Here is a 15,556-nt window from a genome sequence, read left to right as displayed (position 1 = left end):
AAGGTAGGACCGCCATGAAACAGATGAAAGGTTTTGAAGAAATTGCGCGGCGGCAGGGCGGGTTGAAGAAACAGCTCACCGCCGGGCAGATGACCATGCTGGCGATAGGTGGGGCGATCGGCACCGGGCTGTTTCTTGGTAGTGCCTATGCCATTCAGATGGCCGGCCCCAGCGTCCTGTTGAGCTATTTTATCGGCGGCGTGGTGGCGTTGTTGCTGATGGGCTGCCTGGCGGAAATGACCTCTGAACACCCGACGCCGGGTTCTTTTGGTGACTACGCCGAGTTTTACATCAGTCCGCTGTTCGGTTTTCTGGTGCGTTATTCCTACTGGTCCTGCGTAGTGTTGGCGGTGGGCACCGAGGTTACCGCCATCGGTATGTATATGCAGTTCTGGTTCCCGACCACGCCGATTTGGCCTTGGGTGCTGCTGTTTTCTGCGGCAGTCATCGTCATCAATGTGATTGGCGTCAAGTCCTTCGGCCAGGTGGAGTATGCGCTGTCGACCATCAAGGTGGTGGCCATCGCGGCCTTTATCGCCATTGGCATCGGCATTTTGGTGTTTTCCGCTAACCCGGCCTACGGTATTCACAACTTTACCGCCAATGGCGGTTTCTTCCCGTTTGGCGTCAAGGGCATGTGGTTTGCGGTGATCGTGTCGATTTTCAGCTACCTGAGCATTGAGATGATCGCAGTAGCCGCCGGTGAAGCCAAAAACCCGGTGATCGCGGTGAAAACCGCCTTCAAGGGTACCATCTTGCGGCTGTTTATTTTCTATATGCTGTCGATTGCGCTGATGTTGGCGATCGTTCCCTGGCGGCAGTCCGGCACCGGTGAAAGCCCGTTCCTGATGGCGATGAACGTGATCCACCTGCCTGCCGCCGCCGGTATCTTCAACTTTATCGTGCTGGTGGCCGCGCTGTCGGCGATGAACAGCCAGTTGTATATCACCACCCGCATGATGTTCTCACTGTCGCGTGCCGGTCAGGCACCGGCTGCGCTGGGCCGGGTCAGCAAACGCGGCATTCCGGTGAACGCGCTGGCGATGTCGTGCATTGGCATTGTGGTGTCGATCGTGCTGAGCCTGGTTTATCCGGAGAAATCCTTTGCCGCCATGATGTCTATTTCGGTGTACGGCGCTTGCTTTACCTGGCTGATGATTTTTGTCACTCACCTGTTTTTCCGTCGCCAGCATCGCCAAACTCACCTGAAATTTCGCATGTGGGGCTTCCCCTACACCACGCTGGCCGGTGCCGGTTTGATGACCGCACTGTTGATCTCGACGGCGTTCACCGAGTTTTTCAAGATGACGCTGTGGTTCGGCATCCCGTTCACTCTGCTGCTGGTGGCGATCTATTTCTTCTATAGCCGCCATCAGCCGCTGCCCACCGCGATGGAAACGCCGGAGTTAGAGTAAAGTGGTTTGCTGATAATGTCGTTATCTGGCTCTGGCAATAAACCACTTTAACCGGAGAATAAGGGATCTTTCGCAGGTGTCGAGTGGTGTTGCCATGAGCAGTGAGACAGAAAAAATTCAGATTGTCGGCCGAAGCGATAATTCGGCCCAGGGCTGGGTTAGTGGCTTTCTGGGGATGTTGATTTTTAGCGGTTCTTTGCCCGCCACCCGCCTGGCGGTGCAAGAGTTTGATCCCCTTTTCCTGACCGCGTTACGGGCGGTGCTGGCAGCCATATTGGCGCTGAGCGCGCTGGGGGTCATGCGTCAACGTTGGCCGCAGCGTCAGGACTTTGTGCCGCTGGTGATGGTTGCTGCTGGGGTAGTGATCGGTTTCCCGTTGCTGACGGCATTGGCCTTGCAGCACACCACCTCGGCGCATGCGCTGGTGTATATCGGGCTATTGCCGCTGGCGACCGCCTGTTTTGGCGTACTGCGCGGGGGAGAACGCCCGAAAACCGCTTTCTGGCTGTTCTCGGTGTTGGGTAGCCTGTTGGTGGGGGCCTTTGCGCTAAGCCAGGGGGCGGGCGCTTCCTGGGTCGGTGACTTGCTGATGGTGGCTGCGGTATTGCTCTGTGGGCTGGGCTACGCAGAAGGCGCGATGCTGACGCGCAGGCTTGGTGGCTGGCAGGTGATCTCCTGGGCGCTGGTGGTGGCCTTGCCGCTGACGGCAGGGGTTGCCGTTTGGGCCGCACCAGTGAGTTGGCCGCAGGTCAGCGTCGGTGCGTGGCTTTCTCTGGGCTATATTTCGCTGTTCAGCATGTGGATTGGTTTTATCTTCTGGTATCGCGGTTTGGCGCTGGGCGGCATTGCCGCCGTGGGGCAGTTGCAACTGCTGCAGCCGTTCTTTGGTCTGGCGCTGGCCGCATGGGTGCTGCATGAAAGCATCCAGCCTTCGATGATTGCGGTCATGGCCGGGGTATTGGTTTGCGTGTACGGCGCGAAGCGGTTTTCGCGCTGAATCGGGCATACGATATTGCCTAAGTGAGCGCCCCTCTCCCGGGGGAGAGGGGATTAGCCGGTGTTAGCCAGGGCCACCAGCACCTGATTCAGCCGTTGGGCGGCGCGATGGATTTGCAACTCATCGTAGCCGCCCAGTCCGAGGATCAAGCCGCTTTTCCCGCTGCCGATGGCATACATCGGCGAAAGTGCGCTGACTGCCACTCCAGCCTCGGCAGCACGGCGAGCGACCCGTTGGTCGTCCAGCCCCGCCTTCAACCACAACACCAGATGCATGCCCTGGCAGCTGGGGTGCAGCGTCGCCAGCTCGACAGAAACATGGGCATTGATGGCTTCGGTTAATACCCGCCGTTTTTCCGCATACACGCCGCGCATGCGGCGGATATGACGATCCAGATGCCCCTGCGCCATAAAGGCTGCCAGCACGTGTTGATCGGCGCTGGGCGGGTGGCGGTCCATCAGCACGCGCGCGCCGCAGAAGGCATCCACCAGTGGCCTGGGCACTATGGCGTAACCCAGCCGCAATGAAGGAAAAAGGATCTTGCTGAAGGTACCAAGGTAGATAACCCGGGCCGGATCCAAACCCTGCAATGAAGGAAACGGATGGCCTGAATAGCGCATTTCACTGTCGTAATCATCCTCGACAACCCAGGCCCGTTGCCGTTTGGCCCAGGCCAGCAGCTCGAGCCGACGCGTCATGCTCATAGGCATGCACAGCGGGTATTGGTGAGAGGGGGTGACAAAAACGGCTTTGGCCTGCGGCGCGATTTGGCTGCCTGCTGCCACGTCTATTCCTTCGGCATCCACCGGGACTCTGGCCATCAGCCGGTCGCGGAACAGGTGGTTAAAGATGGCGGTAATACCGTGATAGGCCGGATCCTCCACCCAGGCGGTGTCTCCGGCGTCCAACAGAATTTGCGTCGCCAGATACAACCCTTGTTGGGTGCCGGAAGTGATAATCACCTGTTCCGGCGTACAGAGCACCGAACGGGATTTGCGGACGTATTCACAGACCGCCTTGCGCAACGGCAGTGCCCCCAAAGGGTCACCATAACCGGCGGGGGCGCCTGGCCCACGGGCGCGGATGCGGTTGCCGAGACGACGCCAGACGTCATCGGGCGCGGTATCATTGATAGGCACCGAGACGGTGAAGGGGATCGGCGGCAGCGGCCGTAACTGACCGGCAAACTGCGCTAATGCCTGCGCCTGGCTGGAAAGGGGGATGTCACAAATATCCGCCGGGCTGACTGGTGCCGGGGGCTGGCGGTGAAGTGACAGGGCGACGCGGGTGCCCGAACCGGGCTGCGCTTCGAGAAAACCCTCGGCGGTCAGCTGTTCGAAGGCCGCCAGCACCGTGCCTCTGGCCAACTGCAATGCGCCTGCCAGCACGCGGGTGGAGGGCAGCAGATCGCCAGGTTTAAGTTCGCCTCTGTTGATGGCGGCACGCAATGCCTGAGCAAGCTGCAGGCTAAGCTGCCCCGCCTGGCGATCAAGCTCGCCGATGGCGGGGACTTCAACCGTTTTGGCCGTTCTTGGCATCGATCCCGGTCCAGATAAAAAGAGTTAAACAGGGTATTCACTGTAAACCACTTTTTAACGAAATAGCGTATGTCGTGATGCTTAAAGCTGATTTTTTGGGATCAGGTGATCGCCAAAACTTAAGCGCTGACGGCCCGGTTCGATTTCGCTCAGTGGGGCGACTTCTTGCAGTGAAGATTTACAGCGCAGCACCAAATCATGATATTCGCGCGTGCCGGCCACTTTCCACGCCAGTTCCTGTTCGGTCAGGTCACGCAATACCCGTGCCGGACTACCGACCACCAGCTTGTTGGCTTCAATCACCGCGGCGGCCTTAACGAACGCCATGGCACCGACGATGGTGTTTTCACCGATCTCCGCGCCGTCCATAATCACCGCATTCATGCCGACCATGGCGTTACGGCGGATACGGCAGCCGTGCAGGATTGCGCCGTGGCCGATGTGCCCGTCCTGTTCGACCACGGTGTCCTGCTGCGGAAAGCCGTGCATCACGCAGTTGTCCTGAATATTGGCACCGTCGCCGATTACCAGGCGGCCAAAGTCGCCGCGCAGGCTGGCATTGGGGCCGATATACACCTGTTTGCCGACGATCACATCGCCAATCAATACCGCCGTCGGGTGCACATAGCTGCTGGGGTCTACCACTGGCGTCAGGCCATCAATCTGATACACGGGCATAGCAAAAGCTCCTTAAAATGAAGGATCGCGCGGCAGGCCGCCAAAGCGCCGGTAATAGCCGGCCGCCGGAGCGGGCAGGGTGCCGATAGTGGTTTCCGCCAGCGCGCTGACATACTCGGTCGCGGCGCGGTCCACCCGCTGATAAATATTGATACACAGGTTGCGGGCGATCTGCCCCTCCCACTGGGCGGGCAACAAGGCGTCCGGCAACAGCGGATCTTTAAGCACCACGCGGCGGAAGAAGTGGATCAATAATAGCTTAATCTGGAAACAGCGCTGGGGCGTCAGCAGGGCATCGTCGGTTTCGCGCAGCAACGCCATTAGCGGGCGGAAAGAGACGATAAACTCATGATAATCGGCGGCGACCTCGCCCAGCGCCCAACAGTTGGCCACCAGCTGCTGCAGAGTATGCTCGGAGCGGTTATAGGGGTAATCGGCACGAAAATAGATCGCTTGTTCGCTGGCGTTAAGCTCGCCGAGCAGCGCGGTGACGTCGGTTTGCGCATGGGTCGGTGCCGCCATCAGGTTATTGGCGATTTGACCAAAACCCAGCCAGCCCAGCTCTTTTTTCAGCCGTGCCCGCTCGCTTTTCTCCGCGCTTTCCAGCAACAACAGATCCCATTTTCCGTCCCAGGCCGGTGGCTCGCTGAGGTAGATTTTCGACTCGGCGTGGCGGAACTGGCGCATACCCTGTTCGGTCACCCGATAGAAGCTGCGACGACCGATTTTTTCAACCTCCAGCCAGCCTTCTTTTTGCAGGCGAAATACCGAGGTGCGCACAAAGCGGTCTCCGAAACCCAGCGCTTCCAGCAGTGCGCTCAGGCTGCCGAGCCACACTTCTCCACCGCGATGACTCAGCGCATCGCCGTACAGGGAGATAATCAGTGAAGTGCCGCTGATCGGCTGGGCGTCTATAGCATGGCGGATAAACTCATCCAGTTTATGTTCCATATTTTTCCATGGGTTAGCCGACGGTGAGACACAACATTACCACAAATTCTTGAGGCGTCATCCGTGACGCCAATGGAATCAACGGGGGCGCAGGTCGACCACCCGCTGGGCTTTGCCTTCCGAACGCGGGATATCGCCGCAGTTGGCAATGCTGACGTCGGTGCTGACGCCAATAATCGATTTGATATGGTGACGCAGCTGGTGGCAAATCTCACAGCGCTGCTGATGGCTGAGGCTGAGTGCGGCCTCCTTCAATTCAACGCGTACCGCCAGAGTATCGAGGTGCCCACTGCGGCTGACCTGCAGCTGATAATGCGGCGACAGCTGTTCGAACTGCATAATTTGTTCTTCCACCTGCGACGGGAACACATTGACGCCACGGATGATCAGCATGTCGTCGGAGCGACCGGTGATTTTTCCCATCCGGCGCATCTGGCGTGCATCGCCCGGCAGCAGGCGGGTGAGATCGCGGGTGCGGTAGCGGATCACCGGCAGCGCCTCTTTGGTTAGGGTGGTAAACACCAGTTCGCCGTGCTCCCCATCCGGCAGGGCAATGCCGGTTTCCGGGCAGATGATCTCCGGCAGGAAGTGATCTTCCCAGATAGTCGGGCCACCGCCGCTTTCGGCGCACTCCATCGCCACCCCCGGCCCCATCACTTCGGACAGGCCATAGATATCCAGCGCCTTGATGCCCATGCGGCTTTCAATTTCGTGCCGCAGCGCTTCGGTCCACGGCTCTGCGCCAAACACCCCGAGACGTAATGAACAGCCACGCGCATCGCCGCCCATTTTGCGTTCCAGTTCATCGATCAGCGTTAAACAGTAGGATGGCGTTACCATGATCACGTCGGGTTTGAAATCCAGGATCAACTGCGCCTGCCGCTCTGTCTGCCCACCGGACATCGGGATCACCGTGGCTCCCAGCCGCTCCGCGCCGTAGTGGGCGCCCAGCCCGCCGGTAAACAGGCCATAGCCGTAGGCTACATGCACCTTGTCTTTGGCCGTGGCACCGGCGGCGCGCAGGCTGCGGGCGACGATATCGGCCCAGTTATCGATATCCCGCTGGGTGTAGCCGACCACCGTCGGCCGGCCGGTAGTGCCCGACGAGGCGTGAATACGCACCACCTGTTCCATTGGTACCGCGAAGGTATCGAACGGGTAGTTGTCGCGTAAATCCTGTTTGGTGGTGTAGGGGAAACGCGCCAGATCGCTCAACTGCTTAAGATCGTCCGGATGCACGCCCGCCTGATCGAACTTGCGTTTATACATTGGCACATTGTTATAGGCGTGGTGCAGCGTCCATTTCAGACGCTCCAGCTGCAGCGCTTCAATTTCATCACGCGAGGCGAACTCAATGGCGTCGAGTGGCGGTGGATTGGTAGTCATCATTATTAGCCTCGGGGTCAAACTCGCTCAATGATCATGGCGATGCCTTGGCCGACGCCGATGCACATGGTGCAAAGCGCGTAGCGGCCGGAACGCCGTTCCAGTTCAAACAAGGCGGTCAGCGCCAGGCGTGCACCGCTCATCCCCAGCGGGTGGCCAAGGGCAATAGCGCCACCGTTGGGATTCACCTGCGGCGCGTCGTCCGGCAGGCCAAGCTGGCGCAGTACCGCCAACGCCTGGGCGGCAAAGGCCTCATTCAGTTCGATCACGTCCATTTGCGCCAGGCTTAGCCCGGCTAACTCCAGTACCTTGCGGGTGGCCGGCAGTGGACCGATCCCCATCAAGCCGGGTTCGACGCCGCAGGTGGCGGTGGCGACGATACGCGCCCGCGGGGTGAGGCCCTGACTGACGGCGATTGCCTCGGAGGCAACAATCAGCGCCGCTGCGCCGTCGTTTAAGCCGGAGGCGTTACCGGCGGTCACGGTACCGGGTTGGCGGAACGGCGTTTTCAGCGCCTGCAATTGTTCCAGCCGGGTGTCTGCGCGCGGGTGTTCGTCCTGGCTGAACAACGTCACCGCGCCTTTTTTACCGCTGAGGCTGACCGGCACTATCTCCTGCGCCAGTAAACCTGATTCTTGCGCCCGGGCGGCGCGTTGCTGGCTGCGCAGCGCGAAGGCGTCCTGATCGGCGCGGCTGATGTTGAACTGCGCCGCCACGTTTTCAGCGGTTTCCGGCATCGAGTCGGTGCCGAACTGCGCCTGCATCAGCGGATTGATAAAGCGCCAGCCCAGAGTGGTGTCATACAGTTGCGCCTGACGGCTGAAAGCGCTGTCGGCTTTGCCCATCACCAGCGGGGCGCGGGTCATTGATTCTGCGCCGCCGGCCAGCACCAGCCCGGCTTCACCGGCCTTGATGCTGCGAGCCGCCATGGCCAGCGCGTCCAACCCCGAACCGCACAGGCGATTGACGGTAGTGCCGGAAACGTTCACCGGCAGGCCAGCCAGCAATACTGCCATCCGGGCCAGATTGCGGTTGTCTTCCCCGGCCTGATTGGCGCAGCCGAGGATCACGTCATCGATCAATGACCAGTCCACCTGTGGGTGGCGAGCTAACAGGGCACGCAGCGGCAGCGCGGCCAAATCATCGGCACGCACGTTGGCCAATGCGCCACCGTAGCGGCCAATCGGCGTGCGAACGCCATCGCAGATAAACGCCTGACTCATGGTTGTTCCCCTAAAATGGCATGGCCGAGGCGATGCGCCCGCCCGCGGAACCAGGCGACGGTCTTGCCCAGTTGGTTGATGATTTCGACGTCATACAGCCCGGTGGTTTTACCCTGATGGCGTACCTCGGCGCTGGCAGTCAGGCGATCGCCGGCCAGAGCCGGGCGGATAAACTCGATATTGCAGCCAGAGGCCACTGCCGCCAGCCCCTGACTGTTGCAGGCATAGGCGAAGGCGGTGTCCGCCAGGCTGAACAGTTGGCCGCCGTGGCAGGTCTGGTGGCCGTTGAGCATCTGCGGACCGACGGTCATGCTGACCCGGGCGAAACCGGCATCAACCGCATCCACCCGCATCCCCATCGCCTGGGCACAGGTATCCTGTTGAAACATCTGTTCGGCGCAGCGTTGCGCCAGTGCCTGTGGCGTATTGGCGTTCATGGTTGGGCTCCTGAAGATAGGGATGCGTAATGACGCAGCAGCGGCATCGGGCGATAACGTGGCTCACCATAGTAGAGTTGCAGGTTTTCCAGCGTGGTCAGGATGTGTCGCCAACCCAGAGCCGTCCCCCATTCCAGCGGGCCGCGTGGGTAATTGACGCCGTAGCGCATGGCGTGGTCGGTATCCTCGGCACTGGCGACGCCCTTGTTGACCACGTCAAGCGCCTCATTGGCCAACATGGCGAGGGTGCGCATCACCAGCAGGCCGGGATAGTCCGGCAAAGCGATCACCTTCTTGCCGAGAGATTGCAGCAGACGCACGATGGTGGCGTTGTGCCGGTCATCGTTTTGCGCCGCGCAGCTGATAGCGACGGTGGTGGCCTGCGAGTAGTCGGCAGACAGATCAAACAGCACCACGGGAGTTGCGGTTTCATCGGCCACCTGGCTGGCTGTTTTACCATTGGTTAACATAAGTGTAACTTCATCGATCCGGGCGTAGGCGCTGGTCTGGCCAGATTGTTTGATCGACTGCGCATTTCCGCTCAGTAATTTGCTCAGTAGCGCGATACCGGCGGCATCGCCATGCAGCGTGATGCTGCGCGGCAATGCTGCCGTAGAGGCAGGCAGAACGGCAGCGACCGGCGGCTGATGATCGCCATAGCGATAAAAACCACGGCCACTTTTGCGGCCAAGACGCCCGGCCGCCACCAGTTCCTGCTGTACCAGCGACGGGGTAAACCGGGGATCCTGGAAGAAAGCCTGAAACACCGATTCGGTCACGGCGTAATTGATATCCTGACCAATCATGTCGGTCAGTTGCAGTGGCCCCATGGCGAAGCCACCCGCGTCGCGTATCACCGCATCCAGCGTGGCGGCGTCAGCGACCTGTTCTTCCAGCGCGCGCAGGGCCTCGGCATAAAACGGCCGCGCCACCCGGTTAACGATGAACCCCGGCGTGGAGCGGCACAGCACGCTTTGTTTGCCCCATTGCCGGGTTAGTCTTTGCAGTGTGGCGACGGTTTCGGCGCTGGTGTCCAGCCCGCTGACGATCTCCACCAGCTTCATCAGCGGTGCCGGGTTGAAGAAGTGCAGCCCGGCCAGACGCTGTGGATGTTGCAGCGCACCGGCGATGGCGGTAATCGACAGCGAGGAGGTGTTGCTGGCAAACAGCGTGGCGGGTGAGCACAGCGCTTCCAGCTCACGGAACAGGCTTTGTTTGATTGCCAGCTTTTCCGCCACCGCTTCTATCACCAGACCGCTGTCGGCCAGCGAGTTAAGCGATTCTGCCGGCTGAATGCGCGCCAGCAGGGCTTCGGTGGTGGTGGCATCGGCCTTGCCGGCCGCAACACGCTGACGCAGCCGTTGGGCGAGAGCGCCGAGTGCCTGCCGGGCAGCAGAGGCGGCAATATCAAACAACTGCACCTGATGCCCGGCGGCGGCGGCCACCTGAGCGATACCGATACCCATGGTACCGGCACCAATCACCGCCACCCTGAGGTTTAAGTTCGGCTGGTCCATGGTTATTTCCCGCTGAAATTTGGCGCGCGTTTGGCGAAGAAGGCGCTGACGCCCTCGCGGTAGTCGTCGCTGCGACCGCCCAGACGCTGAAGATCGCGTTCCAGATCCAACTGTTGGTCAAGGCTGTTGTTGGCCGAACTGTAGAGGGCTTTTTTAATCAGTCCCAGCCCATAGGTTGGCTGAGTAGCCAGGTGTTGCGCCAGCGTTTGGCTGGTGGCGGCCAGTTCATCCGCGGCAACCACCTGCCAGATCATGCCCCAGGCCAGCGCTTGCTGTGCGCTGACTTTGTCACCCAGCAGCGCCATCCCCATGGCGCGGGCGTGGCCTGCCAGGCGTGGCAGGAACCAACTGCCGCCAGAGTCCGGTACCAGACCCAGACGGCAGAAGGACTGGATAAAGTTGGCGTTATCGGCGGTAATGACGATGTCGCAAGCCAGCGCCAAAGCGGCTCCGGCCCCCGCGGCCACGCCGTTGACGGCGCATACCACCGGTTTGGGCAAGGCGGTCAGGCGGCGGATCAGCGGGTTGTAGAAACGTTCCACCGACAGGCCGAGATCCGGCGCCTGTTGCTCAACGCTAACGTTGCGATCGTTCAGATCCTGTCCGGCGCAAAAACCGCGCCCGGCACCGGTGATCAGCAGGCAGCGCACGGTTTCGTCGCGCTCGGCGAGAGTCAGCGCTTCGCTAAGCTGGCGGTGCATCTCGTCGTTAAAACTGTTGAGCCGATCGGGCCGGTTAAGAGTCAGGGTCAACACCCCGGCTTCCAGATGGGTGAGAATCAATGCGTTATCCATAAATCAGCGCCCCTGATAGTTTGGCGTACGTTTTTCGAAGAAGGCGGCGATGCCTTCACGGCGATCGTCGGTGGCGGCCAGGGTGACAAACTGCTGGCGCTCGATGGCCAGCCCCTGGCTAAGGCCGGTTTCTTCAGCCTGTTTCAATGCCTGCTTGGCGGCGCGTAATGCCAGCGGCGCCTGCAGGCTGATGCGTTCGGCAACCTGTTGCGTGCGCTCCAGCGTCAGCGCATCGACACAGACTTCACTGACCAGGCCACTTTGCAGTGCGCAACTGGCGTTGATCGCTTCACCGGTCAGCACCATCTGACTGGCGCGAGACTTGCCGACGCAGCGGATCAAACGTTGGGTGCCCCCGGCGCCGGGCATCAGGCCGAGGGTGATTTCCGGCAGGCCAAAACGGGCGCTTTCGCCGCAGATAACGATGTCGCAGGCCAATGCCAATTCACAACCGGCACCCAGCGCATAGCCGTTGACCGCCGCCAGCAATGGTTTGTTGAATTGGGCCAGGCGCTGCCACAACAGCGGACGGCGATCCGTCAACGTGGCGGGCAAGTCTTGCTTTTGCAGCTCGTGCAGGTCGGCACCGGCGGCAAAGAAGCGGGGCGCGCCGGTAATCACCACTGCGCCAACGGTGGCATCGGCGTCGGCCAGTTCCAGCCAATAAACCAATTGTTCCAGGCACGGGGTGCTCAGGGCGTTGCGCGCCTCTGGGCGATGCAGTGTCAGTGTCACCACTCGCTGGTGTTGCTGTCGCAGGACAAAAGGGGTTTCCATCGGCGGCTCCTATACGTCAAAGTCCAATATCACACCGTCGCCACGCGGCCACGACTGACAACTCAATACGTAACCCGCCGCCAGTTGATCCGGCTCCAGGCTGTAGTTAACCGCCATATCCACCTGACCGGCCTTTAACCGGCACTTGCAGGTAGCGCACACCCCGCCTTTGCAGGCGTAGGGCAGGTCAGCACCCTGACGCAGCGCCGCATCCAGAATGCTGTCATCCTGGGCGCCTACTTCGATATCCAGCCGACGGCCATCGAGCAAAATTTCGACCCGGGTGGCGTTGCGGTTGGCGTCATTGACCGGCCGGGCAACCATGCCGCTGGTGTTAAAACGTTCGCTGTGAATGTGTCCGGCGGGCATGCCAGCCTGTTCAAGTACGCTCTGGGCGTCGTCCATCATGCTCTCAGGCCCGCAGATAAAGGCGTGGTCATAGTCGCGGTAATTGAGTAATGCACCGCCGATCGCCAGCAGGTGCTCACGGTCGATGCGGCCGCTGAGCAGTGGGCTATCAAGATTTTCCTGGCTGAACAGGTACAGCGGTTGAAAGCGCTGGGGATAGCGGTTCTTCAGATCGGACAGTGCTTCTTTGAACATCACCGAGCGGCTGCTGCGGTTGCCGTAAATCAGCGTGAAACTGCTGTTTGGCTCAAGTTGCAGCGTGGCCTTGATGATCGACAGCATCGGCGTAATGCCGGAACCGGCCGCAATCGCCAGATAGTTACCGCTGTTCTCCGCCCGTGGTTGATAGCCGAATCGCCCTTGCGGCACCATCACTTCCAGTGCGTCGCCGACCAACAGCTGCCGGTTAACGAACGAGGAGAAGCGGCCCTGATGAATGGCTTTAACGCCGATTTGCAGCAAACCTTCCTGCGGCGAGCTGCAAATGGAGTAGCAGCGGCGCAGCTCTTCGCCGTCGACCAGCGCCTTCAACGTCAGGTGCTGGCCGGGCGTATAGCAATAGTGACTTTTCAGTTCTTCGGGTACCCGCAGAGTGATGGCTACGGCGTCCGGCGTTTCGCGCTCGATGGCGGCGACGTTCAGGCGATGGAAGACCGTCATGGTTTTTCCTAAATGCATTTGAAGTAGTCGAAGGGTTCACGGCAATCGCAACAGCGGTACAGCGCCTTACAGGCGGTGGAGCCGAATTCGCTGATTTTCTCGCTGTGGGTGCTGCCGCAACGCGGGCAGGGCACCGGGCCGTGCGCCTGGGGTTTGTCGCAGGTATGGCCCTGTGGCGGCGCGACGCCATATTCCCGCAGCCGCTCACGCGCAGCCGCATTCATCCAGTCGGTAGTCCAGGCCGGACTAAGGCGGATATCCACTTTTACCGGGCTGAAACCGGCCGCAGTCAACTGCTGTTCGATCGCTTCGAGCAGGAACTCGGTGGCGGGGCAGCCGGAATAGGTCGGCGTGAAGGTAATGCGCCAGCCGCAGCCGTCGGCTACTACGTCGCGCACCATGCCCAGATCGGTAATCGACAGCACCGGCAGCTCCGGATCGCTGATCTGTTGCAGGCAGTGCCAGATTTGCGGGATTTCGGCGGCTTGCAGCCGGGTAATGTTCATGACGGCCTCCTACCAGTTCGCGTTGGGATAGGCGCGTTGCAGAAACTGCATCTCCGCCAATAACGGGCCGAGGTGCTCGCTGTGCCGTCCCTGTTTGCCACCGTGACGGAAGGCCTGTTCGCTCGGTAACTGCAGGCCGGCCTGTTGCAAGGTGTCGCTCACCCCTGCCAGCCACGGCGCCTCGAGCTGGCGCGGATCGGCGGCGATGCCCTGTTCCGCCAGCTGCAGCTCCAGCTCGTCGGCGTGGAACAGTTCGGCGGTAAAGCGCCACAGGTTATCCAGTGACTGCTGAATTTTTTGCCGGCTGAGCGGGCTGCCGTCACCCAGGCGGATCATCCAGCCACGGCTGAAGCGCAGGTGGTAATGGGCTTCTTTCAGTGACTTGGCGGCGATGGCAGCCAACTGTGCATCGCTGCTGCTGCTCAATGCCTGATGCAGTTGCACATGGTAGACATCAATCAGGAACTGGCGCACCAGGGTGTCGTTGAAACCGCCGTTGGGCTGTTCCGCCAGCAGCAGGTTGTGAAACTCGCGTTCGTCACGGCCGAAGGCCAGGCGATCTTCACTGTATTGCGGCCCGGCCAGCTCGGCGGCGTAGCCGAGAAAGTTGCGTGCCTGACCGAGCAGGTCCAGGCCGATGTTCGCCAGCGCCAGGTCGATCTCCAGCTCCGGCGCGTGGCCGCACCAGCCGCACAGCCGTTGGGCGAGGATCAGTGGCGTATCGCCCTGACGCAGAACATAAGTGATGAGTGGATCGTTATTAAAGGTCATGGTCGCCCCTACATGTTCTTGATGCCGTCGGGAATGGTGTAGAACGTCGGGTGACGGTAAATCTTGTCATCGGACGGATCGAAGAAGGCTTCACGATCTTCCGGCTGCGAGGCGATCAGATGGCTGGACTGCACCACCCAGATTGAGCAACCTTCGTTGCGGCGGGTATAGGCGTCGCGAGCGTTTTCCAGCGCCATCTGGTCATCGGCGGCGTGCAGACTGCCGACGTGACGGTGCGCCAGCCCTTGTTTGCTGCGGATAAACACTTCATACAGCGGCCATTCAACGTGTGTCATCATCGGTTCCTTATGCGGCGGTTGAGGTGTTTTTGGCCGCGTGGGCCAGGGCGCCTTCACGCACCCAGGCACCTTCGTCCCAGGCGCGGCGTTTGGCCTGCAGCCGTTCGTGGTTGCATTGCCCGCGGCCTTTAATCACCTCGTGCAGTTCACTCCAGTCGATTTCGCCAAAGCGATAGTGGCCGCTGGCTTCATCCCAGGCCAAATCGGCATCCGGGGCACTCATCCCCAGGGCTTCCAGCTGCGGCACGGTATTGTCGACAAACTTCTGCCGCAGCTCGTCGTTGCTGTGACGCTTGATCTTCCAGGCCATGCTTTGTGCGCTGTGGGGTGAATCTGTGTCGCTTGGGCCGAACATCATCAGCACCGGCCACCAGAAGCGATTAATCGCGTCCTGCAGCATGGCTTTTTGCTGTTCGCTACCCTTGGCCATCGCCATCACCGCCTCATACCCCTGGCGCTGGTGGAAACTCTCTTCCTTGCAAATTTTCACCATCGCTCGGGCGTAAGGGCCATAAGAAGCGCGGCACAGCGCCACCTGGTTGACGATAGCCGCGCCGTCGACCAGCCAGCCGATCACCCCGATATCTGCCCAGTTGAGCGTCGGATAATTGAAGATCGAAGAGTATTTCATCTTGCCGTCGAGCATTTTCTGGTAGATGTCCTGGCGCGAGCAGCCCAGGGTTTCGGCGGCGCTGTACAGATACAGACCGTGTCCGGCTTCGTCTTGCACCTTGGCCAGTAACACCGCCTTGCGGCGCAGCGTCGGTGCTCGCGTCAGCCAGTTGGCCTCCGGCAACATGCCCACCACTTCGGAATGGGCATGCTGACCAATCTGACGGATCAGGTTTTGGCGGTAGGCATCCGGCATCCAGTCTTTGGCCTCAATGGAGATATCCGCCGCAATCTTGTCGTCGAAGTGTTGCTGATATTGCGCGTCAGTTGTCATGCTTGCCTCTTGGTGATTCGTATTTTTCACATTAAATATAAAAATGTGAATCACGTTAACTAACCATAAGGCTACAAACTGATAACAAAAAGATCAAACGACATTTATGTGGTTTTGCGATGTCACTCACAGGTGTTTTTACTATTTTATTGTTATTTATGGTTATTTTAAAATTGACGGCAACGAGAAACAGCCTGTTTTTTGAGCTTAATGGTGGTGATGTTTTGTTTTTGTTAAATTTCGCCCAAGAGAA

The 15,556-nt window shown here is 60.1% G+C and carries 16 protein-coding genes; 2 read left to right on the top strand and 14 right to left on the bottom strand.

Going from position 1 to position 15,556, the window contains the following annotated elements; translation table 11 throughout:
• Window positions 1-14 precede the first annotated feature (14 nt).
• Window positions 15-1,415 (top strand): amino acid permease, encoded by a 1,401-nt coding sequence (locus ACSOSI_RS16345; RefSeq protein ID WP_012145807.1) that lies wholly within the window; start codon window positions 15-17, stop codon window positions 1,413-1,415.
• A gap of 94 nt (window positions 1,416-1,509) precedes the next feature.
• Window positions 1,510-2,412, top strand: coding sequence for a DMT family transporter (locus tag ACSOSI_RS16340; RefSeq protein WP_476705796.1), 903 nt, complete (start codon window positions 1,510-1,512; stop codon window positions 2,410-2,412).
• Window positions 2,413-2,465: 53 nt separating this feature from the next.
• Here the strand turns inward: ACSOSI_RS16340 and pdxR are convergent, their stop codons facing one another.
• The 14 genes from pdxR to paaA all read right to left on the bottom strand — a co-directional run bounded on the left by pdxR (window position 2,466) and on the right by paaA (window position 15,303).
• A complete protein-coding gene (pdxR, locus tag ACSOSI_RS16335) occupies window positions 2,466-3,950 on the bottom strand; it encodes a MocR-like pyridoxine biosynthesis transcription factor PdxR (protein WP_476705795.1) in 1,485 nt (494 codons plus the stop codon).
• Window positions 3,951-4,031: 81 nt separating this feature from the next.
• Window positions 4,032-4,628: a phenylacetic acid degradation protein PaaY gene (paaY, locus tag ACSOSI_RS16330; protein WP_012145805.1), complete on the bottom strand. Its 597-nt coding sequence runs from the start codon at window positions 4,626-4,628 to the stop codon at window positions 4,032-4,034.
• A gap of 12 nt (window positions 4,629-4,640) precedes the next feature.
• Complete coding sequence (gene paaX / locus ACSOSI_RS16325) at window positions 4,641-5,579, bottom strand: phenylacetic acid degradation operon negative regulatory protein PaaX (RefSeq protein ID WP_012145804.1); 939 nt, start codon at window positions 5,577-5,579, stop codon at window positions 4,641-4,643.
• Window positions 5,580-5,657: 78 nt separating this feature from the next.
• Complete coding sequence (paaK, locus tag ACSOSI_RS16320) at window positions 5,658-6,965, bottom strand: phenylacetate--CoA ligase PaaK (protein WP_017893315.1); 1,308 nt, start codon at window positions 6,963-6,965, stop codon at window positions 5,658-5,660.
• 17 nt (window positions 6,966-6,982) lie between these two features.
• Window positions 6,983-8,188 carry a 3-oxoadipyl-CoA thiolase gene (gene pcaF, locus ACSOSI_RS16315; protein WP_476705794.1) on the bottom strand — a complete coding sequence of 402 codons (1,206 nt, stop codon included), beginning with the start codon at window positions 8,186-8,188 and terminating at the stop codon, window positions 6,983-6,985.
• On the bottom strand, window positions 8,185-8,625 hold the full coding sequence (gene paaI / locus ACSOSI_RS16310) for a hydroxyphenylacetyl-CoA thioesterase PaaI (protein ID WP_329906748.1): 441 nt from the start codon (window positions 8,623-8,625) through the stop codon (window positions 8,185-8,187). Before paaI ends, pcaF begins: the two co-directional genes overlap by 4 nt.
• Window positions 8,622-10,142: a 3-hydroxyacyl-CoA dehydrogenase gene (locus tag ACSOSI_RS16305; RefSeq protein ID WP_476705793.1), complete on the bottom strand. Its 1,521-nt coding sequence runs from the start codon at window positions 10,140-10,142 to the stop codon at window positions 8,622-8,624. The genes paaI and ACSOSI_RS16305 overlap by 4 nt, the downstream gene beginning before the upstream one ends.
• A 2-nt stretch (window positions 10,143-10,144) precedes the next feature.
• A complete protein-coding gene (gene paaG, locus ACSOSI_RS16300) occupies window positions 10,145-10,936 on the bottom strand; it encodes a 2-(1,2-epoxy-1,2-dihydrophenyl)acetyl-CoA isomerase PaaG (protein ID WP_476705792.1) in 792 nt (263 codons plus the stop codon).
• Between the two features lie 3 nt (window positions 10,937-10,939).
• Window positions 10,940-11,713, bottom strand: a complete 774-nt coding sequence (gene paaF / locus ACSOSI_RS16295) for a 2,3-dehydroadipyl-CoA hydratase PaaF (protein WP_261128432.1) — start codon at window positions 11,711-11,713, stop codon at window positions 10,940-10,942.
• Between the two features lie 9 nt (window positions 11,714-11,722).
• Window positions 11,723-12,781, bottom strand: a complete 1,059-nt coding sequence (paaE, locus tag ACSOSI_RS16290; RefSeq protein ID WP_261278147.1) for a 1,2-phenylacetyl-CoA epoxidase subunit PaaE — start codon at window positions 12,779-12,781, stop codon at window positions 11,723-11,725.
• A gap of 8 nt (window positions 12,782-12,789) precedes the next feature.
• Complete coding sequence (gene paaD / locus ACSOSI_RS16285) at window positions 12,790-13,287, bottom strand: 1,2-phenylacetyl-CoA epoxidase subunit PaaD (RefSeq protein ID WP_017893309.1); 498 nt, start codon at window positions 13,285-13,287, stop codon at window positions 12,790-12,792.
• A 9-nt stretch (window positions 13,288-13,296) separates the two neighbouring features.
• On the bottom strand, window positions 13,297-14,058 hold the full coding sequence (gene paaC / locus ACSOSI_RS16280) for a 1,2-phenylacetyl-CoA epoxidase subunit PaaC (RefSeq protein ID WP_261434254.1): 762 nt from the start codon (window positions 14,056-14,058) through the stop codon (window positions 13,297-13,299).
• A gap of 8 nt (window positions 14,059-14,066) precedes the next feature.
• Window positions 14,067-14,354: a 1,2-phenylacetyl-CoA epoxidase subunit PaaB gene (gene paaB, locus ACSOSI_RS16275; protein ID WP_017893307.1), complete on the bottom strand. Its 288-nt coding sequence runs from the start codon at window positions 14,352-14,354 to the stop codon at window positions 14,067-14,069.
• 10 nt (window positions 14,355-14,364) lie between these two features.
• Window positions 14,365-15,303 (bottom strand): 1,2-phenylacetyl-CoA epoxidase subunit PaaA, encoded by a 939-nt coding sequence (paaA, locus tag ACSOSI_RS16270; protein WP_012145793.1) that lies wholly within the window; start codon window positions 15,301-15,303, stop codon window positions 14,365-14,367.
• Between the last annotated feature and the right edge of the window lie 253 nt (window positions 15,304-15,556).

It is taken from the genome of Serratia sp. AR11 (assembly GCF_056376275.1).
The sequence above is the reverse complement of the archived record's forward strand: the minus strand, read 5'-3'. Positions and strand labels throughout refer to the sequence as shown.